The 24,746-nt window shown below is 61.5% G+C and carries 25 protein-coding genes and 1 pseudogene; 15 read left to right on the top strand and 11 right to left on the bottom strand.

Annotation, left to right across the window (positions count from 1 at the left end):
- Positions 1 to 144: 144 nt before the first annotated feature.
- Positions 145 to 1,182 carry a patatin-like phospholipase family protein gene (locus HGO40_RS06665; protein WP_186710805.1) on the bottom strand — a complete coding sequence of 346 codons (1,038 nt, stop codon included), beginning with the start codon at positions 1,180 to 1,182 and terminating at the stop codon, positions 145 to 147.
- A gap of 208 nt (positions 1,183 to 1,390) precedes the next feature.
- Between HGO40_RS06665 and HGO40_RS06660 the strand changes: the two genes are divergently transcribed.
- From HGO40_RS06660 to HGO40_RS06650, 3 genes and pseudogenes are all read left to right on the top strand, one after another.
- On the top strand, positions 1,391 to 1,681 hold the full coding sequence (locus HGO40_RS06660; RefSeq protein WP_250962383.1) for a hypothetical protein: 291 nt from the start codon (positions 1,391 to 1,393) through the stop codon (positions 1,679 to 1,681).
- A gap of 92 nt (positions 1,682 to 1,773) precedes the next feature.
- Positions 1,774 to 2,535: a CHAD domain-containing protein gene (locus HGO40_RS06655; protein WP_250962382.1), complete on the top strand. Its 762-nt coding sequence runs from the start codon at positions 1,774 to 1,776 to the stop codon at positions 2,533 to 2,535.
- Positions 2,536 to 2,784: 249 nt separating this feature from the next.
- Positions 2,785 to 3,582, top strand: a pseudogene (locus tag HGO40_RS06650) (acyl-CoA thioesterase).
- A 12-nt stretch (positions 3,583 to 3,594) separates the two neighbouring features.
- Here HGO40_RS06650 and HGO40_RS06645 read toward each other — a convergent pair.
- The 3 genes from HGO40_RS06645 to HGO40_RS06635 all read right to left on the bottom strand — a co-directional run bounded on the left by HGO40_RS06645 (position 3,595) and on the right by HGO40_RS06635 (position 6,843).
- Complete coding sequence (locus HGO40_RS06645) at positions 3,595 to 3,969, bottom strand: terminase (RefSeq protein WP_250962381.1); 375 nt, start codon at positions 3,967 to 3,969, stop codon at positions 3,595 to 3,597.
- Positions 3,970 to 4,307: 338 nt separating this feature from the next.
- A complete protein-coding gene (locus HGO40_RS06640; protein ID WP_250962380.1) occupies positions 4,308 to 5,789 on the bottom strand; it encodes a methyl-accepting chemotaxis protein in 1,482 nt (493 codons plus the stop codon).
- A 247-nt stretch (positions 5,790 to 6,036) separates the two neighbouring features.
- Positions 6,037 to 6,843 carry a TatD family hydrolase gene (locus HGO40_RS06635; protein WP_250962379.1) on the bottom strand — a complete coding sequence of 269 codons (807 nt, stop codon included), beginning with the start codon at positions 6,841 to 6,843 and terminating at the stop codon, positions 6,037 to 6,039.
- A 236-nt stretch (positions 6,844 to 7,079) separates the two neighbouring features.
- Between HGO40_RS06635 and HGO40_RS06630 the strand changes: the two genes are divergently transcribed.
- From HGO40_RS06630 to HGO40_RS06620, 3 genes are all read left to right on the top strand, one after another.
- Positions 7,080 to 8,501, top strand: a complete 1,422-nt coding sequence (locus HGO40_RS06630) for an MltF family protein (protein ID WP_250962378.1) — start codon at positions 7,080 to 7,082, stop codon at positions 8,499 to 8,501.
- Positions 8,502 to 8,602: 101 nt separating this feature from the next.
- Positions 8,603 to 9,037, top strand: a complete 435-nt coding sequence (locus HGO40_RS06625) for a DoxX family protein (RefSeq protein ID WP_250962377.1) — start codon at positions 8,603 to 8,605, stop codon at positions 9,035 to 9,037.
- A gap of 913 nt (positions 9,038 to 9,950) precedes the next feature.
- On the top strand, positions 9,951 to 10,259 hold the full coding sequence (locus tag HGO40_RS06620) for a hypothetical protein (RefSeq protein WP_053120460.1): 309 nt from the start codon (positions 9,951 to 9,953) through the stop codon (positions 10,257 to 10,259).
- An 8-nt stretch (positions 10,260 to 10,267) separates the two neighbouring features.
- On the opposite strand, the gene greB is transcribed toward HGO40_RS06620, so the two are convergent.
- From greB to HGO40_RS06605, 3 genes are read right to left on the bottom strand one after another with little or no spacing between them, the layout of a single operon-like run.
- Positions 10,268 to 10,765: a transcription elongation factor GreB gene (gene greB / locus HGO40_RS06615; RefSeq protein ID WP_250962376.1), complete on the bottom strand. Its 498-nt coding sequence runs from the start codon at positions 10,763 to 10,765 to the stop codon at positions 10,268 to 10,270.
- 34 nt (positions 10,766 to 10,799) lie between these two features.
- Positions 10,800 to 13,304, bottom strand: coding sequence for an ABC transporter permease (locus HGO40_RS06610; protein WP_250962375.1), 2,505 nt, complete (start codon positions 13,302 to 13,304; stop codon positions 10,800 to 10,802).
- A complete protein-coding gene (locus tag HGO40_RS06605) occupies positions 13,304 to 13,987 on the bottom strand; it encodes an ABC transporter ATP-binding protein (protein ID WP_250962374.1) in 684 nt (227 codons plus the stop codon). Before HGO40_RS06605 ends, HGO40_RS06610 begins: the two co-directional genes overlap by 1 nt.
- Before the next feature lie 10 nt (positions 13,988 to 13,997).
- Between HGO40_RS06605 and HGO40_RS06600 the strand changes: the two genes are divergently transcribed.
- The 3 genes from HGO40_RS06600 (at position 13,998) to HGO40_RS06590 (ending at position 16,156) form a co-directional block, all read left to right on the top strand.
- A complete protein-coding gene (locus tag HGO40_RS06600; protein ID WP_250962373.1) occupies positions 13,998 to 14,603 on the top strand; it encodes an arylesterase in 606 nt (201 codons plus the stop codon).
- A 56-nt stretch (positions 14,604 to 14,659) separates the two neighbouring features.
- On the top strand, positions 14,660 to 14,953 hold the full coding sequence (locus HGO40_RS06595; RefSeq protein ID WP_003199347.1) for a hypothetical protein: 294 nt from the start codon (positions 14,660 to 14,662) through the stop codon (positions 14,951 to 14,953).
- 231 nt (positions 14,954 to 15,184) lie between these two features.
- Positions 15,185 to 16,156 (top strand): L,D-transpeptidase family protein, encoded by a 972-nt coding sequence (locus HGO40_RS06590; RefSeq protein ID WP_250962372.1) that lies wholly within the window; start codon positions 15,185 to 15,187, stop codon positions 16,154 to 16,156.
- A gap of 140 nt (positions 16,157 to 16,296) precedes the next feature.
- Here HGO40_RS06590 and oprI read toward each other — a convergent pair whose 3' ends face one another.
- On the bottom strand, positions 16,297 to 16,548 hold the full coding sequence (gene oprI, locus HGO40_RS06585) for an outer membrane lipoprotei OprI (RefSeq protein ID WP_003183784.1): 252 nt from the start codon (positions 16,546 to 16,548) through the stop codon (positions 16,297 to 16,299).
- A 634-nt stretch (positions 16,549 to 17,182) separates the two neighbouring features.
- Between oprI and HGO40_RS06580 the strand changes: the two genes are divergently transcribed.
- Positions 17,183 to 17,464, top strand: coding sequence for a GNAT family N-acetyltransferase (locus tag HGO40_RS06580; RefSeq protein WP_186705362.1), 282 nt, complete (start codon positions 17,183 to 17,185; stop codon positions 17,462 to 17,464).
- Between the two features lie 148 nt (positions 17,465 to 17,612).
- Here HGO40_RS06580 and HGO40_RS06575 read toward each other — a convergent pair whose 3' ends face one another.
- The gene (locus tag HGO40_RS06575; protein ID WP_250962371.1) at positions 17,613 to 18,689 is read right to left on the bottom strand and encodes a 3-deoxy-7-phosphoheptulonate synthase; all 1,077 of its coding nucleotides are present in this window, start codon (positions 18,687 to 18,689) and stop codon (positions 17,613 to 17,615) included.
- 318 nt (positions 18,690 to 19,007) lie between these two features.
- Between HGO40_RS06575 and HGO40_RS06570 the strand changes: the two genes are divergently transcribed.
- The 4 genes from HGO40_RS06570 to cysB all read left to right on the top strand — a co-directional run bounded on the left by HGO40_RS06570 (position 19,008) and on the right by cysB (position 22,570).
- The gene (locus HGO40_RS06570) at positions 19,008 to 19,961 is read left to right on the top strand and encodes a putative 2-dehydropantoate 2-reductase (RefSeq protein ID WP_250962370.1); all 954 of its coding nucleotides are present in this window, start codon (positions 19,008 to 19,010) and stop codon (positions 19,959 to 19,961) included.
- A 21-nt stretch (positions 19,962 to 19,982) separates the two neighbouring features.
- A complete protein-coding gene (locus tag HGO40_RS06565; protein ID WP_250962369.1) occupies positions 19,983 to 20,888 on the top strand; it encodes a 5'-nucleotidase in 906 nt (301 codons plus the stop codon).
- Between the two features lie 96 nt (positions 20,889 to 20,984).
- Complete coding sequence (locus tag HGO40_RS06560) at positions 20,985 to 21,485, top strand: universal stress protein (protein ID WP_250962368.1); 501 nt, start codon at positions 20,985 to 20,987, stop codon at positions 21,483 to 21,485.
- A gap of 110 nt (positions 21,486 to 21,595) precedes the next feature.
- Positions 21,596 to 22,570: an HTH-type transcriptional regulator CysB gene (gene cysB / locus HGO40_RS06555; protein WP_003199376.1), complete on the top strand. Its 975-nt coding sequence runs from the start codon at positions 21,596 to 21,598 to the stop codon at positions 22,568 to 22,570.
- Between the two features lie 7 nt (positions 22,571 to 22,577).
- On the opposite strand, the gene HGO40_RS06550 is transcribed toward cysB, so the two are convergent.
- Together HGO40_RS06550 and HGO40_RS06545 are read right to left on the bottom strand one after the other, a co-directional pair.
- On the bottom strand, positions 22,578 to 23,060 hold the full coding sequence (locus HGO40_RS06550; RefSeq protein ID WP_250962367.1) for a GreA/GreB family elongation factor: 483 nt from the start codon (positions 23,058 to 23,060) through the stop codon (positions 22,578 to 22,580).
- Position 23,061: 1 nt separating this feature from the next.
- On the bottom strand, positions 23,062 to 23,448 hold the full coding sequence (locus HGO40_RS06545) for a hypothetical protein (protein WP_250962366.1): 387 nt from the start codon (positions 23,446 to 23,448) through the stop codon (positions 23,062 to 23,064).
- 121 nt (positions 23,449 to 23,569) lie between these two features.
- On the opposite strand from HGO40_RS06545, the gene earP reads away from it, so the two are divergent.
- Positions 23,570 to 24,703 (top strand): elongation factor P maturation arginine rhamnosyltransferase EarP, encoded by a 1,134-nt coding sequence (earP, locus tag HGO40_RS06540; RefSeq protein WP_250962365.1) that lies wholly within the window; start codon positions 23,570 to 23,572, stop codon positions 24,701 to 24,703.
- Positions 24,704 to 24,746 lie beyond the last annotated feature (43 nt).

The following is a 24,746-nucleotide window of genomic DNA, read 5'->3' as shown; positions in this document are numbered from 1 at the left end:
CGCGGCCGATGTGTATAAGCGACAGGGGGTGTCTGGGCTGTGGCCATCGCGAGCAAGCTCGCTCCCACAGGGGCAGTGTCCACCGCAGATCCAATGTGGGAGCGAGCTTGCTCGCGATGAGGCCCGCACAGCCACCGCAAATCCCTAGTTCTGCTCACGCTCATACCGATCCAGGGTATCGCTGGCAATCTCCCGCCCCAGGGCGATCAATTCCGGCGCCTTGTAGAACTCGAAGAACCGGCACACCCGCTTCGGCACGTTGATCAGCACATCCGGCGGGTAACCGGCGATCTTGTACTGGGCCAGGGAGGTCTGCATCACTTCGAAACTCTGGTTGATCAAGTCCAGCAACGAGGCCGGGCCGACGTTATCGATGATGAATGAACCGGTGGCGGATTTCGGCGCGCCTTCGTTCTCCGGCGCGGCAGCCGGTTGTTGGCCTTCGGGCTCGGCCGAGTCGATCCACGGGTTGATGTCGGCGGCCTCGGCCTTCAAGGCTTCCTGCTCCAGCAGCAACAGTTGTTCGGCCTGCTTGCGGCGAAACGGCAGGCGCGAACCCAGCGAGCTGACCAGGGTGTCGAAGCGACGCCTGAACGCGGCGGGGCGCGGAATCACCGGTAAGCGATATTGTTTCTGATTGGTGGCGTTGAGGTTGACGGCGATGATCAGGTCGCAGTGGCTCGACACCACCGGCACGATCGGCAACGGATTGAGCAGGCCGCCATCGACCAGCATACGATTGCCTTGCATCACCGGCGTGAACAGGCTGGGAATCGCCGCCGAGGCGCGCATTGCCTGGTGCAGGCAACCTTCCTGGAACCAGATTTCCTGCTGGTTGGTCAGGTCGGTGGCCACGGCGGTGTAGGGAATGCGCAGGTCCTCGATATTGATGTCGCCGACGATCTTGTGGATCTGCCCGAACACTTTCTCACCGCGAATCGCCCCCAGGCGAAAGCTGACGTCCACCAGCCGCAGGACATCCAGGTAGTCGAGGCTTTCGATCCAGTCGCGGTAATCCTTGAGCTTGCCCGCGGCATAGATCCCGCCGACGACAGCGCCCATGGAACAACCGGCGATGCAGGCGATGTCATAGCCGCGTCGTTCGATTTCTTCGATCACCCCGATATGGGCATAGCCCCGGGCTCCACCCGAACCCAATACCAATGCGACACGTTTTGTCATGACCCGGCCTCTTGTCGAACAGGCTTCAACAATGCACTCATCGACGGCTCGGCTCAATCATTGTGGCGCACGCGTCGTTATTTGATACGCCAGCGCGGCATTTGCGTATTCTTTCCCACACTGGAATTTACCCGGTCGGGCCTTGGCACTTTTTGCCGGTGCGACCGTCTTACCAGCACGACTGTTTTCCTGACTTGAGGTGTAATCGATGAAAGCCCGGATCTGCCTGCCCCTGGTGGCTTCCCTGATGGTTCTGGCCCTGGCTGGTTGCGCAGGCAAAACCGCTTACCGTGACAGCTGTGGCCGCCAACTCGACAGCGCCTGGCGTGAACTGGACCTGGCCAAGGCCGAAGGTCTTGCCGGCACCGTCAGCTACTCCAAGGCCTTGTCCCTGCTGACTGGCGCCAAGACCCAGCAGCAATTCGAAGCGTTCGAAGGCTGCGCCAAAAAAGCCGAGAAGGCGCGTTTCTACATCCGCGAATCCCGCGCGGGACGATAAAAACAGCTACAAGTTATAAGTAAGGAACGTGCGACGCGCTCCTTACTTGCGGCTTGAGCTCCCGACTTGAAGCTGCGTACGGAGTGCGCCCAATGATCGATCGGCTGGTGGCCCGCATACTGGGCCTGGAAGTCCGCCTGCTGGCCTGTCAGGCCCGCTTGAATGCCCACACCGACAGCGAAGCCCTGCATGACCTGCGCACGACGGTACGCCGTTTGCGCAGCTTGTTGCGTCCGCTGCGTGGATTGCCTGGCGTCGAACAACTGGAAACGGCGGCTTCGGCGGTCGGTACGTTGACCACCCCCCTGCGCGACCGCGAAGTGTTGGCGGCTTACCTTGAGCAACACGGCCAGATCGCGGCGGCGCGGCGACGCCAGGTGCAAATGGCCGATGCCTATCCCGCCGTGGCCGCCAGTGTCGAGCTGGCCCAGTTGTTGATGATCCTCGATGCGTTCCCGCGCTTCATTCGCGCCGCCCAGCGTGAGGGGTTGCTGAAGGGCTTGCGCAAACGCATCGAAAAGCGCCTGGACAAGCAATGGAAGAAACTCGACGAAGCCCTGCGCGATCCGGCCCATGACCGCCACCGTTTGCGCTTGTTGATCAAGCGTGTGCGCTACGCCATCGAAGCTTACCCTGAGCTCGACCGCCTGCCCGAAGCGGCCATGCCCCGACTCAAATCCGCCCAGGGCGCGCTGGGCGACTGGCATGATTGCTGGCAATGGCTGGCCAGGGCCAAGGAAGAAACCGATCTGCACGCTTGCGTACCGACCTGGCACGCCACGATGGAAAAGGCCGAGGCCAAGTCCGACAAGGTGCTCGACAAGTTGATCGCGAGTTGCTTCGGAAAGTCCTGAACCCACCGTATTCCCCCTATGGGACTTTCCTTTTGTGGGAGCGAGCTTGCTCGCGATAGCGGTGTGTCAGCTTGCGTAATGATTGACTGGTACACCGCTATCGCGAGCAAGCTCGCTCCCACAGTAGATTTATGGGAAATTCAAAAACGGCGGCTTTTCTGTCAGCCTCTTTGGCCGGAATGAGCCCTGTGCCGCCCGTCCGGGCTGGTTAAGATGCCTTCATCCTTTTCCCCTGTTTTCGAGGTCGTCATGCGCTTTTCCGAGTTGATCGATGCCGTGCGCCGGCAGCCAGGCGCGGTGACCATCGCGCCAGAATGGGGCCAGGGCCGGGCCAGTTTTGGCGGGTTGGTGGCGGCGCTGCAATATGAGGCGATGCGTGCCCGAGTACCGGCGGATCGCCCGGTGCGTTCGCTGGCGATTACCTTCGTCGGCCCGGTCGAGCCCGACGTGCCGGTGAGTTTTGATGTCGATGTGTAGCGTGAAGGCAAGGCGGTGAGCCAAGTGTTGGGGCGGGCGGTGCAGAACGGCCAGGTGGTGACCGTGGTGCAAGGCAGCTTTGGCGCTTCGCGCTCATCCGTGGTGGCGGTGCAGGCCGACCCCGCGCCGGATTTCAAAAGTGTGGAGCAATGCCAGGAACTGCCTTACGTCAAGGGCATGACCCCGGAATTCATGCGGCACCTGGCGATGCGTTGGAGCGTCGGCGGCTTGCCGTTCAGCGGCAATAAATCCCGAAGCATGGGCGGCTGGGTGCGCTTGCGCGGTGATGTGCAGGAGGAGCCGCTTAACGAAAGCCATATCCTGGCCTTGGTGGACGCCTGGCCGCCGGCGTTGCTGCCGCACCTCTCGCAAATGGCCCCCGGCAGTACGCTCACCTGGACCATCGAGTTCGTCCAGCCGTTGCTGGAGCTCACGACGCTGGACTGGTGCAAATACCTGGCTGAGAGCGAGCATGCCCAGGACGGCTACGGCCATGTCGCCGCGAAGTTCTGGAGCGCCGATGGCCGCTTGATCGCCCTGAGCCGGCAGACCGTAACGATCTTTGGTTAACGCTTTCCTCAGTTAAGGCTTGCGGTTGTGACGGTGGCGATCACGCCAGGCGCGCCACCAGCCACCACCGAGAAAGAACCGCGGAAAAGTCAGGAACTGCTCCACCAACAGGCGTGAGACCGCATCCTTGCGGTCGCTGAACGGTTCGGAGGCCTGGGCCTCCAGGCTGTGGCCGTGGCGCTGCAAACCCAGTGCCGCGAGTAGGCCGATGACACCGATGGCGACATCGCCCAGGCTCAAGCTGAATACCCCCGACACAATCAGCAGAAATGCGATGATGAACAGCGGCACGGCAATCAGGTGCAACACCAGGTTGGTGGGATGGCGAGGATTGTCGGGGTAGGCGCGCCATTGCCAGGCCGGAAGGTTGGGGTGACGTTTGCCCATGATGCTATTCCTCGAACGAAACCGAATAACCCAAGGATAGGTCCGGGCGGGCGGTGCGGCGAATGGCGGTTGGCTATCGAAGCGATAGGTGGCCATACAGTTTTGCTGTTGTGGCGAGGAGCTGCTTTGTGGCAAGGAACCGCTGTTGTGGCGAGGGAGCTTGCTCCCGCTGGGCTCTGTAGGAGCTGGCGAAGCCTGCGATCTTTTGATCTTTTGATCTTTCGCTTGAGATTCAAGTGTCTGGGGAAAGATCGCAGCCTCGTTGCACTCGACAGCTCCTACGGGCGCCCCAGCGGGAGCAAGCTCCCTCGCCACAGAAGCCACAGGCAAGCCAGTTTCTACAGTTTCAGCTGTCCGATCGCCTTGCTCAACTCTCCCGCCAACGTTGCCAGTTCGTCACTGGTGGTGGCTGAATCCACGGTCTGGCGCACGGTGTTTTCGGTCACGTCGCGAATGCTCACCACCGCCCGGTTCATTTCTTCGGCAACGTGGCTTTGCTGCTCGGCCGCGACAGCAATCTGGGTATTGCTCTCGCGCATCTGTGCCACCGCTGCGGTGATCTGCGCCAACGCATCGCCGGCCTCGCGGGCCTGTTGTACGCAGTCATCGGCCTTGAGCGAACTCTCCTGCATGAAGTCCACCGCGTCCCGGGTTCCGGCTTGCAGGGCCGAGACCATGGTGGTGATTTCATCCGTGGACGTCTGGACCCGCTTGGCCAGATTGCGCACCTCGTCGGCCACCACGGCAAACCCCCTGCCCATTTCCCCAGCCCGCGCTGCTTCGATGGCCGCGTTCAGGGCCAGCAGATTGGTTTGTTCGGCGATGCTGTGGATTACATTGACCACGCCGTTGATCTTCTGGCTGTCTTCGGCCAGGCGTTGGATCATCTCGGCGGTCTGCTGCACGCCCGAAGACAACCCGGTGATCGACTGCTGCACCCGGCCAACCACTTCGTGGCCATTGCCGGCCAGGGTGTCGGCGGTTTTCGACAGGTCGCGGGTGGCGCCGGCGTGCTGGGCGATGTGATAAACCGTGGCGGACATCTCGTTGATCGCCGTGGCCGCCTGATCGGTTTCGCTTTGCTGGCCGAGCATGCCGTGGCGTACCTCGTTCATGCTCGACGCCAGGCGCGCCGCACCACTGTCCAACTGCCGGGCGGTGCTGGCAACGGTATCGACCACCCGTTGATAACCGGCTTGCATGGCATTGAATGCCGCCGCCATCTGGCCCACTTCATCCTTGCAGGCCAAGGGCACACGGGCGGACAAGTCGCCGGTTTTTTCCACGTGCAGCATCACATCCTTGAGCGTGTTGAGCTGGCTGAGCAAAAAGCGGATCAACAGTTGCGACGCGCCCAACATCGCCAGCATCACCACGAACACCGCCACGGCGTATTGGCTGAAGCGTTCACCGAACACTTGGCTCAGGCTTGCACCATGGGCCAACACCGCGAGTTGCTGGCCGTCACCTCGACGAATCACCTGGGCACCCAGCAGCGGGTTGTCGCCCAACAGCGGCCCGGCATCGAATTCGACCCAGCCCTCGGCCTGCACCAGCGAAGGCAACGGTTGCTCATTGAACACCGGGATCTGCCCGCGCTGGAATGCCAAAAGGTTGTTGGCTTTAGGCACGGGTTGTCCAGTAGGCCAGGCGTCGAGCACCTGTGCCTGGGCCCGGGCGTTCGCCTGGGCCGCGTGGTTGCGGGCTTGCTGTTCCAGGTGCACGGCGTAGAGCACCAGCAGCAGCGTGGTGATAAAGGCGACTGCATTGACCGCCCAGAATTTGTATTTCAACGAGATATTGCTAAGCCAGGCACCCATGGAAGGTTTTCTCTGATAGCGGAAACAGCATTGGCAAGGTGCCATTATTGTGCCGCTGCTCAAGAGGCTGGGTTTTGATGTGGGTCAACAGGCAATGCGGATTCCGCGGTTTTGATGCGGGCCGACAGGCAACAAATTACCCTTGTGGGAGCGAGCTTGCTCGCGATAGCGGTGTGTCAGTCAGCCTGTATGCAAGCTGATCCGCCGCTATCGCGAGCAAGCTCGCTCCCACAGGGATGTGTAGACGTCAGGAAAGAGTGGGCAACCCAAAAAATGCCCGGGCGCAGGCGGTGCTGTGGTCGGCCAGGTCTTCCTGGGTTTCGCCCCTGTGCAAGGCCACTTCGCGCAGGACTTCCGTCAGGTAGGCCGGCTCGTTGCGCCCGTTCTTGGGTTTGGGCCGCAGCGTGCGGGGCAGCAGGTAGGGCGCGTCGCTTTCAAGCATCAGCCGACCGCGGGGTATTTCACGCACTAATGGGTGCAGGTGCGTGCCCCGGCGTTCGTCGCAAATCCAGCCCGTGATGCCGATGTGCAGGTCCAGGTCGAGGTAGCTGAACAGCGCCTTTTTATCACCGGTGAAGCAATGCACCACGGCCGCCGGCAACTGATCGCGAAAATCCCGGAGGATGTCCAGCAAGCGCTGGTCGGCGTCGCGCTCATGGAGGAAGACCGGCAGTTGCAACTGGACTGCCAGGGCGAGGTGCTCCTCCAAGACTTTTTCCTGCTGGGGCCGAGGAGAGAAGTCCCGGTAGAAATCCAGCCCGCATTCGCCCACCGCACGCACGCGGCTGTGCATCAGCAGGTCCTTGAGGTGCCGGGCGCTGTCGGCGGTCCACTCGCTGGCGCTGGGGGGGTGAATGCCAGCGGTGGAAAACAGCCGCTGCCCGGTGTCGTCGAGCTGTTGGCACAGTTCCAGGGCCTGTTCGCTGCCCTCGAGGCTGGTGCCGGTCAGGACCAATTGGCAGACCGCGGATTCATAGGCGCGCTCAAGTACCGCCTGGTGTTTGTCGGCGAAACTGGGGTTGGTCAGGTTGACGCCGATATCGATGAGTTGCATGGTGCTACCTCGGCCCAAAGGCCGGAAAGCATATCAGAGCTGTAGATTTATAAGAAAAACCAAGAACTACAACGAGTTGAGGCTGTCTGTTAAGGCCGCGAGACACATTGGGTTGGTATAAAGGCCATCGCTGTGCCAGTCTTCCGCACTTTTTCGGCGTCTCAGGCGCTCTGTTTCTGTCGACTCAGCCTCGTTTTTCAAGGGAGGCGGTCGGCGGTATTCCTTCCGGAGAGTGGATGACACGTCCCCAGGTGTTGCTACTGTTGTGTTGTTCGCTGCTGTTGCCGATGCCGGCCGAAGCGCGGCTGCCTGGCCCGGTGCAGGCGGTGGCGCCGGGCACGGTGCGCGACTTGGCGCAGATCCGTAGCAGCCGAGTGTTGAAGGTGCTGGTCAATCAGAGTCGCAACAGCTCCGGTGAAGTCCAGGGCCAACCCATTGGCGTCGAATACCACCGGCTGCGCGCTTTCGAGCAATACCTCAATGGCCACGCCCTGGATGGCCAGGAAATCACCCTCAAGATCATCCCCAAGGCCAAGGACCAATTGCTCGGTGCCTTGCAGCGTGGGGAGGGCGACCTCGTCGCGCCGGGTGAGTTGCTTGAGCCCCAGGCCGGCCATGCCGTCAGTGCCAGCAATCCGATCCGTACCGACGTGCCTTTGCTGCTGGTGGGCATCAAGGGAGAGAAGCGCTACACGCGCGTGGAGCAACTGTCCGGCAAGACCCTGGCCCTGCCCAACGGCAGTGCGGCGGGGGACGCCGTGAGCCAGATCAACCAGAAACTGGCGCTGCTCAAGCTGCCGCCGGTGAAGATCGAATGGGTCGATCCCTCCCTGGCTGTGGAGGATGTCCTGGAGATGGTTCAGGGTGGGATTTTCCATTTGACCATCGTCGAGCAGCCCATCGCCGAGCGCTGGGGCAAGATCCTGCCCAAGCTGCGCTTCGACCGTCAGGTGCTGATTGGCGAGCCGGGTGACGAATACTGGTTCGTTCGCCGTGACGCCGCCATGCTGCGGGCGAGCATCGACCGATTCCTGGTGACCTACAAGGTGCCCTCTAATCAAGACGCGGCATTCCTGCGTATCTATCGGCGTTTGTACCAAGTCCACTATCCGTTGGCCAGGGCCAATCGCCAGCGCCTGGAAAAGCTGCGCCCGGTGCTGCAAAAACATGCCGACGCCCAGGGCATGGACTGGCTCAACCTGGCGGCCCTGGCCTTCAAGGAATCCGCCCTGCAACCCAACGCCCGCAGCGGCTCAGGCCCCACTGGCCTGATGCAGATCACCCCGGCGGCGGCCCAGCGGGTCGGGGTCGATAACATCCAGAACCTGGACGCCAATGTGCAAGCCGGCGCCAAATACCTGGCCCTCATCCGCCGCAAGTTCTTCGCCAGCCCCAAGCTCAACGAGCGCGAACGCATGGCTTTTGTCCTGGCGGCCTACAACATGGGCCCCGAGCGCGTCCAAGGTATGCGCGCCGAGGCTCGGCGACGGGGACTGAACCCCAACCAATGGTTTTTCCAAGTCGAGCGCATTGCCATGGAGCAGGTGGGAATGGGCGCCGTCAGCTATGTTAATAGTGTGAATAAGTACTACCTGGCGTTTGATCGTGAACGGGAGTCCTTGGAACCGAAGGAGCAAAAGGTTGCATTGCGTAAATGATCGAATAAACTGATTGGTATTACGGATTATTTCCGCTTTTAACATGAATTTTATTGATTAATATAGCGCCCAACTCTCCACTACCCCCAAGGAATGACCTTATGAGCACGTTCATCAACAAAGTTCTGTTCACCCGCGCCGGCTACGGCTTGACTGTGCTGCGCATCGTCGTCGGCGTCATCTTTGCCGCCCACGGTTCGCAGAAACTCTTCGGTCTGTTCGGTGGCTACGGCCTGGCAGGCACGGCGCAGTGGATGGAAAGCATCGGCCTGACCCCGGGCTATGTGATGGCGACACTGGCGGGCGGCACGGAGTTTTTTGCCGGCCTGGCGTTGATCATCGGTCTGCTGGCCCGTCCTGCGGCGTTGGGCCTGGCGTTTGTGTCGCTGGTGGCGATTTTCTCGGTGCACATTGGTAACGGCTTGTTCATGGCCAACAACGGTTATGAGTTTGCCCTGGCGTTGCTGGGAGGCAGTATTGCCGTGTTGATCGAAGGGGCGGGCAAGCTGTCGGTCGATCGTGCCATTGCGGGTTGATTGCTCGATTTGAATTCGAGGCCCGTCTTGTACGTAATGCTGTTCACTTAGGAAAAACGGCGCTTCTTCAGAAATGGGAAGCGTTTTTCCTGTGGGAGCGAGCCTGCTCGCGAAGGCAGTGCCTCAGTCGGCGAAGATGTTGGGTGTGCAGGCCTCATCGCGAGCAAGCTCGCTCCCACAGTGGTTCTGTGTCGGACATGAATTTTGTGTTCACTGGAGATCCAGTGGGGGAGCGAGCTTGCTCGCGATAGCGGAGGATCAGCCACATAAATGCCGGCATATGCCCCGCTCTTGCTCTTGCTCTTGCTCTTGCTCTTGCTCTTGCTTTGGATCTTGATCTTGATCTTGATCTTGATCTGGACGCCCCGTTAAACCACGCTGGCCGAACGCAGGCATTGTGGAGTGGGCATCCCGGCATGGATGTCGGGATAGCCGCGCTGGGCCATGGATGGCCCTTCGCGGCGGCCCACGGAGCAATGCCGGAGTGAGGGCACACCGAGCCTAGGCGAGGTGCCGAGTGGTGGGGCAAAGCGTTTTTGGTTACTTTTGGCGCTTTTCCAAAAGTGACCCGCTGTAAGAGCGGAACCATCAGTAGCCGTTACCGCAGAAACGGATATACACACCAAACCACGCGTCCCAGAACAAATAATCAAAGACTCCGATAACGGATCAGTGGCCAGCATTACCGTCTTGTACAGGCCTTTTTTATGTGCGCGGATTCTTGACACTGACCAGTCAGCTTCTCTAGGATGCCGCTCATGCGCCGATTTAAACAGCTACTTGCGGGGCGCCAGGTGACTCATCCAGTCGCCGATAGAAGCCAGAAAAACACGGCTTCGAAATACCGCTAAAGCGCTGGTTCGGTGTTGCCTCTCACCTGCCATGCAGACTTTTGAGGCAGAGACACGACACGATGAACGCACCCAGTCCCCTTGTACGTCTTGCGCCGATCACGGCGAACCTAGTGCAGCGCAACCCGAAAATCCTCCTGGGCGGCACCCACCAGCCAACACTCTTGCGTTACCTTGACGGCTGGCCACGTCGCAACCACGGGCCTGCTGCTTTCCTGATCCAATTCGTCGAAGACGGTGAGTCACTGGCACGTTTTGCCAATGACAGCTTCGACCTGGCTGTCATCCAATCCCCAAGCGCAGAAGATGCTCCCGAAATGATCCGGCAATTGACCCGTGTCGCACGGCAGGGCTTGATCACGCGCCGCTGAGTTGAGAGTCACGGATACGCGATGTCGACGATATAAACCCGTTTCTCGCCTGTGGGTGTCTGGACGCTGACCTCCGCGTCCAAGGCCTTGCCGATCAGTGCCCGAGCCAACGGCGAGTCAATGCTGATCAGGTTCTGTTTCAGATCCAGCTCGTCCGGACCAACAATGCGATAGCGTGATTCCTTGCCGTCCTCATCTTCGACCGTGACCCAGGCGCCGAAATAACCCTTGTTTGGATCGCTGGGTTTTTCACTGACCACCTTGAGCGCCTCGAGGCGCTTGGTGAGGAAGCGCACGCGACTGTCGATTTCCCGCAGCATTTTCTTGCCGTAGGTGTATTCGGCATTTTCCGAGCGATCGCCCTGGGCCGCTGCCTCGCTGACCGCCTGGGTCACCTGGGGACGGCGCACATGCCACAGCTCATGGAATTCGGCGCGCATCCGCGCTTCACCCTCGGGGGTGATCAGCGCGGTGCCGGCGGTGCGGGGTGGGCGATAACGGCTCATGGCAACTTCTTGTGATAGCGAAGCCGGGAGTCTATCAACCCTCGCGCAATACTGTCAGCGGGCTGGCGTTGAGCGCCCGACGGGTGCCAAACACCCCGGCCGCGCCAATCAACAAGGCCCCCAACAGCGGCAATACCAACAGCCATGGATGCGGGTGCCAGGGCAGGTCGAAGGCGTACCGGTAAAGCACCAGGCTCACCAGCTCCGAACCCAGGGCCGCCAGCAGGCCGCTGACCGCACCCAACAGGCCGAATTCGATGCGTCGGGCCTTGACCAGCAAGGGCCGTTCGGCGCCCAGTGCGCGCAACAGCGCACCTTGGCGAATCCGCTCGTCGAGGGTGGCCTGCAGGCCGGAGAACAGCACCGCCATCCCCGCTGCCAGCACGAACAACAGCACGTACTCCACGGCCAGGGTCACCTGGGCCAGGATGCTGCGCAGTTGTTCGAGCAGGGCTTCGACTTGCAGGATCGTCACCGCCGGGAAGGCCCGGGACAGGTCGACGATCTGTTGGTCGTGACCCGCCGCCAGGTAGAAGCTGGTGAGGTAGGTCGCCGGCAGGTCCTTCAATGTGCCGGGCTGGAAGATCATGAAGAAGTTGGGCTGGAAATTGTCCCAGTTGATTTGCCGCAGGCTGGTGACCTTCGCCTCACGGTTGACGCCCCCCACGCTGAAGACCAGGCGATCGCCCAGCTTGATCTTGAGGTTTTCGGCCACTTTGCCTTCCACCGAAACCCCCGGGACATCGTCCGGTGGCTGCTGCGGCCACCAGGTCCCGGCGGTGACGACGTTGTCCGCCGGCAGGTCCGCGGCCCAGGTCAGGCTCAGGTCGCGTTGCAGTGCCCGGTCCCCCGCCGAATCCTTGGTGACGAACTCCGTGGCCGGTTCGCCATTGATGCTGATCAGGCGCCCGGGTACCACGGGGTAGAGCGGGGCCGATTGCGCGGACAATTCCAGCAGCTTGTCGGTGAAGGCTTGCTTGTCGTTGGGCAGGATGTTGAGGGCGAAATAGTTCGGCGCATTCTTGGGCAACTGGTTTTGCCAGGTGTCCAGCAACTCGCCGCGCAGCAGCGCGATCAACGCCATCGACAACAGGATCAGGCCGAACGCCAGGGCCTGGCCGGCTGCCGCCAAGGGATGACGCAGCAATTGGCCGAGGCCCAGCCGCCAGGGCAGGGCGGCGCGGGCCAGCAGGCGACGCAGGCTCTGGAGCAACAGCAACAAGAGGCCGCCGAGGACCAGCGCGGCAATGACACCACCGCCCAACAGGGCGAAGGTCAGCACCAGGTCCAGGCTCAGGCGCCACATGATCAGGCCCAGGGCGCCCAGTGCGGCACCGTAGATCACCCAGGAGCTGGAGGGGATTGGCAGCATGTCCCGGCGCAGCACACGCAGCGGCGGCACTCGCCCCAGCGCAGCCAGTGGCGGCAAGGCGAACCCTGCCAACGCCACCAGCCCGGTACCGATACCAGCGATCGCCGGCAGCAGGCCGCCGGGCGGAACGGTGGTAGGCAGCAGGTCATGCAGCAGGGCGAACAGGCCCAATTGGGCGACCCAGCCGAGCAGGGCACCGCTGATGCTGGCGAGCAGGCCCAACACCGTCAATTGCAGGCTGAACAGCACCATGGTTTCCCGGCGGGACAGGCCCAGGCAGCGCAGCAGCGCGCTGGCGTCGAAGCGTCGGGTGGCGAAGCGGTTGGCCGAAAGCGCGACGGCCACACCGGACAGCAGCACCGCCACCAGGCTGGCCATGTTCAGGTAGCGCTCGGCCTTGCCCAGGGCGCCGCCGATCTGGCGGTTGCCGTCGCGGGCATCCTGCAGGCGCTGGTTGGGTTCAAGGCCAGGCGTGACCAGGTCGCGGTAGGTTTGCAGGGCCGGTGCCGGGCCGCGCCACAGGTCGCGATAGCTGACACGGCTGCCCGGTTGCACCACGCCGGTGGCCTCCAGGTCCTTGAGGTTGATCAGTACCCGCGGGGTGAGGCTGTAGAAGTTGCCGGCGCGATCCGGTTCATAGGTCAGCACCCGGGCCAGGCGCAGGGTCTGATTGCCGACGTCGATGCTGTCGCCGATCTTCAGGTCCAGTGCCGTCAGCAGCCGCGCCTCGACCCAGGCCTCGCCAGGGTTCGGACGTCCGCCGGTTTCTTCCGGCGCGAACGGGGCAGGGGTGCTTTTCAGCTCGCCGCGCAAGGGGTAGCGGTCATCGGCCGCCTTGACGCTGGACAGCTGGATGCCATTGTCGGTGGCCACGACACTGGAGAACTCCACCACCCGGGCATGTCCCAGGCCCAATTCGGTGCCGCTGCGGATCTGCTCCGGGCGGGCCGGCGAGCTGCCTTCGAGCAGCAGGTCGGCGCCGAGGAATTCGGTAGCACGCATCATCATGGCGCCGTTGAGGCGGGCACCGAAGTAGCCGATAGCGGTGCTCGCCGCCACCGCCACCAACAGGGCGAAGAACAACACCCGCAACTCACCGGCGCGGGCATCGCGAAGCAATTGACGGACAGCGAGGCTGAACAGGCGCAACAGCGGCAGACGTGCCATCAAGGCTCCAGGGGGGCGACCATCTCGCCGGCTTCAAGTCGGATCAGGCGCCGGCAGCGATGGGCCAGGCGTTCATCATGGGTGACCAGCACCAAAGTCGTACCGCGTTCCTTGTTCAGTTCGAACAGCAGGTCGCTGATGCGCTCGCCAGTGTGGCTGTCGAGGTTGCCGGTGGGTTCGTCGGCAAACAGCACGTCGGGCTCGGCGGCAAAGGCGCGGGCAATCGCCACTCGTTGCTGTTCGCCACCGGAGAGCTGGCGCGGCGAATGGGTCAGGCGCTGGCCCAGGCCGACGCGCTGCAACAGTTGCGTGGCGCGTTCGCGGGCATCCTTGCGGCCGTCCAGCTCCAGCGGCAACATGACGTTTTCCAGTGCATTGAGGCTGTCGAGCAACTGGAATGACTGGAAGACGAAACCGACATGCTCGGCGCGGATCCGCGCCCGCTGGTCTTCATCCAGCGCGCTGAGGGCCTGCCCGGCGAGCGTGACCTCGCCGCTGCTGGGCAGGTCGAGGCCGGCCAGCAGGCCCAGGAGGGTGGATTTGCCGGAACCGGACGCGCCGACGCTGGCCAGGCTGTCGCGCTTGTTCAGTTCCAGGCTGAGTTCATGCAGGATGGTCAGTTCACCTTCCGCGCTGGCGACCACTTTGCTAAGGTCCGTCGCGGTGAGAATGCTGGAGCCCATGGAGAATCCGATGCGTGTGTGGTTTTTGAGTGCCGGCCTGGCCTTGATGTGCATGGTCCAGAACGCAGCGGCGGGTACAGTCCTGATCGTTGGCGATAGTATCAGCGCGGCTATCGGCCTGGATACCCGGCAGGGGTGGGTGTCGTTGCTCGAACAACGGCTCAAGGCCGAGGGTTTTGACGATAAAGTGGTCAATGCCTCCATCAGCGGCGACACCAGCGCCGGAGGCCCGGCGCGGCTGCCGGCGCTGCTTGCAGCCCATAAACCGGACCTGGTGATCCTGGAACTGGGCGGCAACGATGGCTTGCGTGGACAACCGCCAACACAATTGCAACAAAACCTTGCAGCGATGATCGACAGCGCCCGCGCCAGCGGTGCGAAGGTACTTTTGCTGGGTATGCAATTGCCGCCCAACTACGGACGGCGCTACACCGATGCCTTCGCTCGGGTCTACAGCACCCTGGCCGAGGAGAAGAACGTCCCGCTGGTGCCGTTTTTCCTCAAGGATGTCGGTGGCATCCCGACCATGATGCAGAGTGACGGATTGCACCCGTCCGTCGCGGCCCAGGGCAAGTTGCTGGAAAATGTCTGGCCGCCGCTGACCCCGCTGCGTTGACGCTTTTCTACCGGCGGGCTTTCGGCTAATGGGGCGCCCCCGATTTGGAGCCCCCGATGCCGCGGCCCGCCTGGTCCCTGTTTGCCTACCAACTGATCGAGCCTGACGAGCAGTTGGACCTGTTCGCCTGCCAGGAAGTACGGGTGCACCTGGTGACCCGGCAGTTGGAACTCGGGGGCTCGGCCGACCGGACCCTCTGCGGCAGCCTGCTGCCGGCCCAGCCGCGCTGGTCGAGCGTGGACCGCAAGATTTTCCAGGATCATCGCCTGTGCTCGCTGTGCCGGGCGATCCTTGAATCCCAGAAGCGCGGCACCTCGCCGATCTGGCCGGAGCTGCGGTTCGAACTTTAATCCCCCTGTTCCAGTGTGGGAGCGAGCTTGCTCGCGATGGCGGCGGCACATTCAATATTAATGCAAGCCCACGGGCCGCTAGCGCGAGCAAGCTCGCTCCCACAGGACTTCATTCCAGTTCCCGGACATGCTGCGCATCGGACGCCCCTGTAGCGCTCTCCCCGAAATAACAGGTGGCAGTGTACAATCGCCGTTTTCATACCCCAGTTCGATCTGCGAAGGATTTCCCGGATGTTGCCGCGCTTGCCTGCCGTCGCCCGCTGCCTGTCTCTTGCCGCCCTGTGTATGGCGGGCCCCGTTGCCGCCCTGGAGCTGCCCCTGCCACCGCCGGGTGAAGACATCATCGGCCAGGTGCAGGTCATCAAGGCCAAATACGAAGACACCTTCGCCGACCTGGGCACCGCCTATGACCTGGGCTACAGCGAGATGGTCGCTGCCAACCCGGGGGGTGATCCCTGGTTGCCGGGCACTGGTACCGAGATCGTGTTGCCCACTCGCTTCATCCTGCCGCCGGGCCCGCGCGAGGGCATCGTGATCAACCTGGCCGAGTACCGTCTCTACTATTTCCCCAAGGGGCGGAACGTGGTCTATACCTTCCCGCTGGGGATTGGCCGTGAGGGCTGGGGCTCGCCAATCGCCCACACCAGTATCATCGCCAAGACCCCGAACCCGACCTGGACTCCACCCGCGTCGATCAAGGCCGAACACGCCGCCGACGGCGACCCGTTGCCGAATGTCGTGCCTGCCGGCCCTGATAACCCGCTGGGTCCTTTCAAGTTCACCCTGGGCACCCCGGGCTACCTGATCCACGGTTCGAACAAGAAGTTCGGCATCGGCATGCGGACCAGTCACGGTTGCTTCCGGATGTTCAACAACAACGTACTGGAGATGGCCGGCATGGTGCCGGTGGGTACGTCGGTGCGGATCATCAACGACCCCTACAAGCTGGGCTTGAGCGGCGGCAAGGTGTACCTGGAAGCGCATACGCCGTTGGACGACAAGGGCAACCCGTCGGTGGTGGACAAGCACACCGCCGTCATCAACGCGATGCTCAAGCGCGAAGACATCACCAGCAACCTGCGCATGAACTGGGATGTGGTACGGGACGTGGTAGCGGCCGAAGATGGCCTGCCAGTGGAAATCGCAGTTCCAAATACCTCGGCACCGATGGTTTCGAGCGCGCCGATCGACCTGCAGCAGTAAAAACCCGAAAGCAACCCGCCGACGTTTCGCGATGTCGGCGGGTTTTTTATCGCCTGGTAAAACACCAGTCAATAGCTCTTGAAGCCAAAAAAAAAGCCGACCCAAGAATGGGTCGGCTCGATAACAATCCCGAAGGACTATTACTTGCGGCTAGCTTTTTCCAGCATGCGCAGAGCACGCTCGTTAGCTTCGTCAGCAGTCTGTTGTGCTTTTTGAGCAGCAGCCAGAGCTTCATCAGCTTTACGGTAAGCTTCGTCTGCACGAGCCTGGGAGCGAGCTGCTGCGTCTTCGGTAGCGGTCAGACGTGCTTCGGTTTCTTTCGATGCGCTGCTGCAACCGGTAGCCAGAACTGCGGCCAGGGCCAGAGCAGAGAATTTCAGAACGTTGTTCATCGGTTTCCCCTTCAAGGACTTTCTATTAGTGACTGTCTCCCCAGACTGAGGAGTTAGCCGGCGTACATACTACCCATTACTTGTAGTAAGTAAACTGACGTAGCGCAAGAAGCAAAAAAATTGTAGGCGGTGATTCTTTTTCGAGCAACTTTTCTGGGGGTTGTTTAAAAAATATACAGACCAAAGCCCTTGCCCGGAGCGCGTCGACGAAAGAAAGTTCCGTGGCTGGGTGAACTCTCGCAGCCCTCGCTAACGTCGTTGTTTATTGATTCACCTACACTTTTGTACATTTTTTGTGCAGCGCTCCGGGCATCTTTATTGGTATTGGCGGTGACTTTAACTACGCGCGCTCGTCTCAAGACTCAACAACTGGCGATGTTCAGCTATTGCACCGTGACCGACTACAGCGCGACGATGGCGCTCAATCGATAAACCCGACCAGGTTCACCCCTTCGATGACAGCCGTGCCTTGAGCATTTGCGTCATTGGTGCCTACTATTCACGACGTGCTCGGGTTTGGGCGGATCGGGTTTGGCGCGCGGTGACCGGGAAGGCACGGGGTGGCGTAGAGGTTCCTTCGCCGGAAAAACATCGGTAAGGTAGGGGTCGGCATTCAGACCCGCGAGGAGTAGTGATGAGCGAGGCGGTTACCATCCACCATGACCAGGCTGGTCATCAGTTCGAGACCAATGTGGACGGTCATCGTGCCTATCTGACCTACATGGACCTGGGCAAGCAGACCCTGGACATCTATCGTACCTTCGTGCCCAACGCACTGCGCGGCAGGGGGATTGCAGCGAAGTTGACCGAAGAGGCGCTGAAGTACGCTGAAGAAATGGGCTACACGGTGATCCCGTCCTGCTCCTACGTGGAGCGCTACATGGAGCGTCACCAGCGGCACGCGGCGAAGCTCTGAGAAAACGGATTCCCAATAAAAAACGCCGGGCTGAGAAGCCCGGCGTTTTTTATTTCTGGTGGAGCAAAGGATCGCAGGCTTCGCCAGCTCCTACATACCGGCGTAGGAGCCGTGTAGGAGCTGTCGAGTGCAACGAGGCTGCGATCCTTTAGCCACGCTGCCGCTTAGGCAATACATCCTTGAGCTTGGCATGCATGCTGCGCAGGGTGTTCTCGGTCGCGCTCCAGTCGATGCAGGCATCGGTGATGGAGACGCCGTATTGCAAGTCGGCAAGGTCTTTCGGAATAGCCTGGCAGCCCCAGTTCAAATGGCTTTCGACCATCAGGCCGATAATCGACTGGTTGCCTTCCAGGATCTGGTTGGCCACGTTCTCCATCACCAGTGGTTGCAGCGCCGGGTCCTTGTTGGAGTTGGCGTGGCTGCAATCGACCATGATGTTCGGCTTGATCTTGGCTTTGTTCAGTGCCTGCTCGCACAGGGCAACGCTGACCGAATCGTAGTTCGGCTTGCCGTTGCCACCGCGCAGCACCACGTGACCGTAGGCGTTGCCCTTGGTGGTGACGATCGACACGCCACCTTCCTGGTTGATGCCCAGGAAACGATGCGGGCTGGAAACCGATTGCAAGGCGTTGATCGCCACGGTGAGGCCACCGTCGGTGCCGTTCTTGAAGCCTACCGCCGACGACAGGCCGGAGGCCATTTCGCGGTGGGTCTGGGATTCGGTGGTGCGCGCGCCGATGGCCGACCAGCTGATCAAGTCCTGCAGGTACTGCGGCGAGATCGGGTCGAGGGCTTCGGTGGCGGTGGGCAGGCCCATTTCCGCCAGGTCCAGCAGCAATTGGCGACCGATGTGCAGGCCGTCCTGGATCTTGAAGGAGTCATCCAGGTACGGGTCGTTGATCAGGCCTTTCCAGCCGACGGTGGTTCGAGGCTTCTCGAAATACACGCGCATGACCAGGTACAAGGTGTCGGACACTTCCGCGGCCAGCACCTTCAGGCGCTCGGCGTATTCGTGGGCGGCCTGGATGTCGTGGATCGAGCAGGGGCCGATGACCACGAACAGGCGATGGTCGGTGCCGTCCAGGATGTTGCGAATGACTTCCCGGCCCTTGGTCACGGTGCGCAGGGCAGCGTCGCTCAGGGGGATATCGCGCTTGAGCTGGTCAGGCGTGATGAGGGTCTCGTTGGAGGCGACGTTAAGGTCATTGATCGGTAAATCAGCCATCGTGTTACTCGTCAGGTCACGGGTGCCGGCCGCCAGCGATCCCCGCGCGGCGGTGCACAGCGGATTTTAAGCGCGTCGGGGAGCCGAACCTTATCGCGTTACGAGGCTGCTCGACAATGGGCTGGGCCCGGTTTAATTGTGGCAAGGGCGCTTGCTCCCACTGGATTCGTAGGAGCTGTCGAGCGAAGCGAGGCTGCGATCTTTCCACAGCCGATTGAGTCGAGAGCGAAAGCTCAAAAGATCGCAGGCTTCGCCAGCGCCTACAGAACCAGGCTGTGTAATGATGTGCACAGGCTTTTTACCAGGGGAGTTGCGACGATGCAGGCAGGCGCTAAACCACGGATCGGGATGATCGGCACCGGGGCGATTGGCGGGTTCTACGGGGTGATGCTGGCGCGTGCCGGTTTTGACGTGCACTTCCTGTTGCGCAGCGAATTTGCCGCCGTGGCCGAAGCCGGTTTGCGGATCGACAGCGCGGTCCACGGTGCGCTGGCCCTCCACCCGGTCCAGGCCTATCCCTCGGCAGCCGACATGCCGCCCTGCGACTGGCTGCTGGTCGGCGCCAAGACCACCAGCAATGCCGACCTGGCCCCGGCCATTGCCCAGGCGGCCGCTGATGGGGCCAAAGTCCTGCTGCTGCAGAACGGCCTGGATGTCGAGGACGATCTGCGGCCGTTGCTGCCCGATTCGTTGCACCTGCTGGGTGGCCTGTGCCTGATCTGCGTGCATCGCGTCGGCCCTGGCGTCGTCGCCCACCAGGCACTTGGCGCGGTCAACGTCGGTTATCACAGCGGTCCTTGTGTCGATCAGGCGCAACGCATGGCGATCGTCGAAGAAGCGACGACGATGTTCCGCAGCGCCGGTATCGAGGCCCAGGCCATGCCCGGCCTGCAACAGGCCCGCTGGCAGAAGCTGGTGTGGAATGTGCCGTACAACGGCCTTTCGGTTCTGCTGGGCGCCAGTACCACGCCGTTGATGGCCAACGACCATAGCCGCGAATTGATCCAGGCACTGATGGGGGAGGTGGTTCGCGGTGCCCAAGCCTGCGGGCATCAGATCGCGCCGGGTTATGCCGAGTACCTGTTCGCGATGACCGAGAAGATGCCCGACTATTGGCCGAGCATGTACCACGATTATTCCCACAAGCGTGCGCTGGAACTGGACGCGATCTATGGCCGGCCATTGGCGGCGGCGAAAGCGGCAGGGTGTGAGCTGCCGAAAATCGAAGCCTTGTATCAGGCGTTGGCCTTCATGGATCGGAACAACCGCTGAGCGGGCGAAAGGGGGAGCGGCATGGCAAACAACATCGACGACAAATTGGTGCTGGCGATTTCGTCGCGGGCGCTGTTCGACCTGAGGGAAAGCCACAAGGTGTACCTGGCGAGTGGCGTCGAGGCCTATCGGCAATATCAGATCGAGCATGAAGACGAAGTCCTGGCTCCTGGCGACGCGTTCGCCCTCGTGCAGAAACTGCTGGACCTCAACGAGCACCTGGGGCGTGCCCGGGTCGAGGTGATCCTGGTCTCGCGCAACAGTGCCGACACCGGCCTTCGGGTGTTCAACTCGATTCATCACTATGGGCTGGCGATTTCACGCGCGGCCTTCGTTGGCGGCCGTAGCCCTTACCCGTACCTCAAGGCTTTCGGCTGCGATCTGTTTCTGTCCACTCACGCTGAAGACGTGCGCAGCGCCCTGGACGCCGGCTTTGCCGCGGCGACCATCCTGTCGGGTGGGGCCAGTCGCGCCGCCAGCGGGGAATTGCGCATAGCCTTCGACGGCGATGCCGTGCTGTTTTCCGATGAGTCGGAGCGTGTCTATCAGACCGGTGGTCTGGAGGCATTCCAGGCCAGCGAGCGACAGGCCGCCCGCGAGCCGCTGCGGGGCGGGCCGTTCAAGGGCTTCCTGGCGGCGCTCAATGCGCTGCAACGCGAGTTTCCCGAGGACGCCTGCCCCATCCGCACGGCGCTGGTGACGGCCCGTTCGGCACCGGCCCACGAGCGGGTCATCCGGACGTTGCGTGAATGGGACATCCGTCTGGATGAGTCGTTGTTTCTCGGCGGCCTGACCAAATCGGCCTTTCTGGAGGCCTTCGCCGCCGATGTGTTTTTCGATGACCAGACGGGCCATTGCGAACTGGCTCGGGAGGTGGTCGCCACCGGTCACGTGCCCCATGGCATCAGTAACGAAATAAAGCCCTGACGACCTCGGGGCCGGGACGTCAGGCCGCACGTCGCAGTCTCCAAGGCGCTGCTAAGCTGAATCAATCTCCGCCATTCTGGCACTCGAGGAGGTCACATGATTCGTTCGATGCTGTACGCCACAGACCTGGGTCTCTACGCCCCTTATGTGATGCAGCATGCCTTGGCGCTGGCACGGACGTTTGAAGCCGAGTTGTATGTGGTGCATGCGGTAGAACCGATGGGGCTGTTCGCCGAATCGGTGTTGCAAAGCTATCTCGACGAGCACGCGCTGAACGAATTCCATCGCCAAGGTCTGAGTACGGTGATGGCCAATATCGAACAGCGGGTGCTCGACAATTTCCGCGAGGAGTTGGGGGACGGGCAACAGGACTTGAAACTGATCAAATCGGTCAGGGTGTACCAGGGCGATCCTTCCCAAGTCATCCTGGAGCAGGCTGCGAAACTCTCCGTGGATTTGTTGATCGTGGGCAGTCATTGCCAAGGAGCGAGCGGTGAAACCCCCTTGGGCAGGACCGCTGCGCGGGTATTGCAGTTATCCCGGGTGCCGGTCTACCTGGTCCCCCTGGTGCAGCGCCGACGCCAGGGCGAGGCCTGAGGCTAAATGATGGCGTTTTATAAAAAGTTCTAGATTTATTGTCGTGACCTTCCATATAGTTATATACCGTCGCTGATGCCCGTGGCGTCCAACTGCTTTGAGGGATACATATGAAGCTTCAACAACTGCGCTACATCTGGGAAGTGGCGCACCACGACCTCAACGTTTCCGCTACTGCCCAAAGCCTCTACACGTCGCAACCCGGCATCAGCAAGCAGATCCGCCTGTTGGAAGATGAACTGGGCGTCGAAGTCTTCGCCCGCAGCGGCAAGCACTTGACCCGCGTGACCCCGGCGGGTGAGCGCATCATCACCACGGCAGGCGAGATCCTGCGCAAGGTCGAGAGCATCAAGCAGATCGCCCAGGAATTCTCCAACGAGAAAAAAGGCACCCTCTCGATCGCCACCACCCACACCCAGGCTCGTTATGCGCTGCCGCCGGTGATCAGCAATTTCATCAAGCAATACCCCGACGTGGCGCTGCACATGCACCAGGGGTCGCCGATGCAGATCGCCGAGATGGCGGCCGACGGCACGGTGGATTTCGCCATTGCCACCGAGGCCCTGGAGTTGTTCGGTGACCTGGTGATGATGCCGTGCTACCGCTGGAACCGCTGCGTGGTCGTGCCCCAGGGCCATCCGTTGACCAAGCTGCCGAAGCTCACCCTCGAAGCCCTGGCCGAATACCCGATCGTGACCTATGTATTCGGTTTCACCGGTCGTTCCAAACTCGACGAAGCCTTCAGCCACCGTGGCCTGACGCCAAAAGTGGTGTTCACCGCCGCCGACGCCGACGTGATCAAGACTTACGTTCGCCTGGGCCTGGGCGTGGGCATCGTCGCGAAGATGGCCGTCGATACCAAGCTCGACAGTGACCTGGTAGTACTGGACGCCAGCGAGTTGTTCGAATCCAGCGTGACCAAGATCGGTTTCCGTCGTGGCACGTTCCTGCGGGGTTTCATGTGCGATTTCATCGAGAAATTCGCGCCGCACCTGACCCGTGAAGTCATGGCCAAGGCCATCCAGTGCCACAACAAGCAGGAACTCGAAGAGTTGTTCGACGGTGTCGAGCTGCCGGTGCACTAAGGCCCTTCTAGATCGCCTCGGTGACAGCGAACTGTTGCCGGGCGCCCGCGACGACGATCTCCACTTCATCTCCTTCGGTCTTTCCCAGCAGGCCTCGGCCCAGCGGTGAGCGAGGGGTGATGACAGTGATCGGCTGGCCCACCAGCGAAACCTTCAAGCCTGCCGCATCGGGCCCCAGGAAGAGCCATTGCTGGCGACCGTCCTCATCTTCCAGGCCGATCAACGTGCCGACCTGAATGCCGCGCTCCTCGTCATAGGGCCTCAACGCCAGGTTCTGGCAGAGGGTGAGGGCCTGGCGGATTTCTTCCACGCGCCTGGCTTGTCCGGCGGCGAGGTAGGACGCCTCGAGGCCCAGGGTGTCGTATTTGTTCTCGGCGATGTTTTCTTCGTGGGTCGCGGTTTCGTAGGCGGTTTGCGCAGCGCGTTCGGCGATGTCGAGATCAATCTTGAGCTTGTCGAGGATCAACTGGTGGACGGTCTGTTTGTTCATATCATTCGCAGAATTGCAGGACATTGGCGCGGCTTTTTTCACTGGGAGCATTCTGGTCCTGCTGCAACCAGAACTGACACTTGGGGTTGGACAGGTTGCGCGGATTGCTCCTGGCCTGATCGAGCGCCTGGCGCTGCTCGTTCCTTTGCAGGTTCTGCTGGTACTGCTCGAACATGGGGGCGGGCGTTTCCGGGGCCGGCTGCCGCGCCGGCGGTTGCGCCAATTGCTGGACGGCGGCGGCCACGGGCGCCAGTTGTTCGTCGAGCAGGAACTTTGACAGCAGCCAGCCGGTCAGGACGAGGGCGAGAAACCCCAACCATAGGCCCAAGGCAATACTGACAGTCAATTTCAAAGCGCTGAGACGTGGGGCTGGAGAGTGATCGGGCATGGCTGCTTCCTGGCAGGGGCATGGGCAGGCGGTGATTGTCGCATGAAGATTAATCGCCGTCGGCTCTTCTGCGCGATCGGTTTATTCGGGACAATCAGGCCTTTGTCACAGGGAGTCGAGAATGGCTGTGCGCTGGGATATTTTTTGCACCGTCGTCGATAACTATGGCGACATCGGTGTCACTTGGCGCCTGGCTCGGCAATTGGTGGCCGAGCACCAATGTGCGGTGCGGCTCTGGGTTGACGATCTACGCGCCTTCGAACGGCTGTGTCCGGAAATCGATATCACCCTGTCCGAGCAATGGCAGCAGGGCGTACAGGTGCGCCACTGGCCTGCGGACTGGCCGGCTACCGAGGCCGCCGAGGTGGTGATCGCCGCTTTTGCCTGCCAGTTGCCGAGTGCCTACATGGAGGCGATGGCCGAGCGCCCGACCGCGCCCTTGTGGATGAACCTCGATTATCTGAGCGCCGAGGACTGGGTGATCGGTTGCCACGGCTTGCCGTCAGTCAAATACAAGCACGTGCAGAAATACTTCTTTTTTCCAGGCTTTCGGGAGGGAACCGGTGGCTTGCTGCGTGAGGCCGGTTTGCTGGAGCGTCGTCGGCAATTCCAGCAGGATGCCGAGGCTCAACGTATTTTCCTCCAGGGATTGGGCGTCGAGCGGGCGCCGGAGACTTGCCTGATCTCGCTGTTTGCCTATGAAAACGCAGGTTTGGCGAGCTGGTTTGACGCAATGGCAACCGATGCCCAGGCGTTCCATGTGCTGGTTCCCGAAGGGCGGGTGTTGGGCGATGTCGAGCGTTGGCTCGGTGTCCAAGGCCTGAAGGCCGGTGCGCTGCATCGACGCGGCGCGCTGACGGTGCAGGTGCTGCCGTTCGTCCGCCAGGATCAGTACGACCATTTGTTGTGGTGCTGTGATTTCAATGCCGTGCGCGGCGAAGACTCCTTCGTGCGCGCCCAATGGGCCGGCCGGCCGCTGCTGTGGCATATCTACCAGCAGGAAGAGGACGTCCACCTGGAAAAGCTCGAGGCGTTTCTCACCCTCTACAATCAGGGGCTTTCGCCAGCCGCGCAAAAAGCGACCAGTGGTCTGTGGCGGGCCTGGAATGCCGGCCAGGACATGGCCGAACATTGGAAAGCCAGCCGTGAACAGCAGCCGGAACTGCTCGAACACGCCCAGGCGTGGTGTCTGGAACAGGCCTCGCGACCCGATCTTGCCGCAGCGCTGGTGAAGTTTTATGTAAATTGGATATGATACGCGGCCTAGATTTTTGTAAATCCCATCCAAATTCGGATAT

Source organism: Pseudomonas sp. CG7, assembly GCF_023701885.1.
Taxonomy (GTDB): domain Bacteria; phylum Pseudomonadota; class Gammaproteobacteria; order Pseudomonadales; family Pseudomonadaceae; genus Aquipseudomonas; species Aquipseudomonas zanjanensis.
Note: the sequence above shows the minus strand (reverse complement) of the source record. Positions and strands in the feature narration are given on the sequence as shown.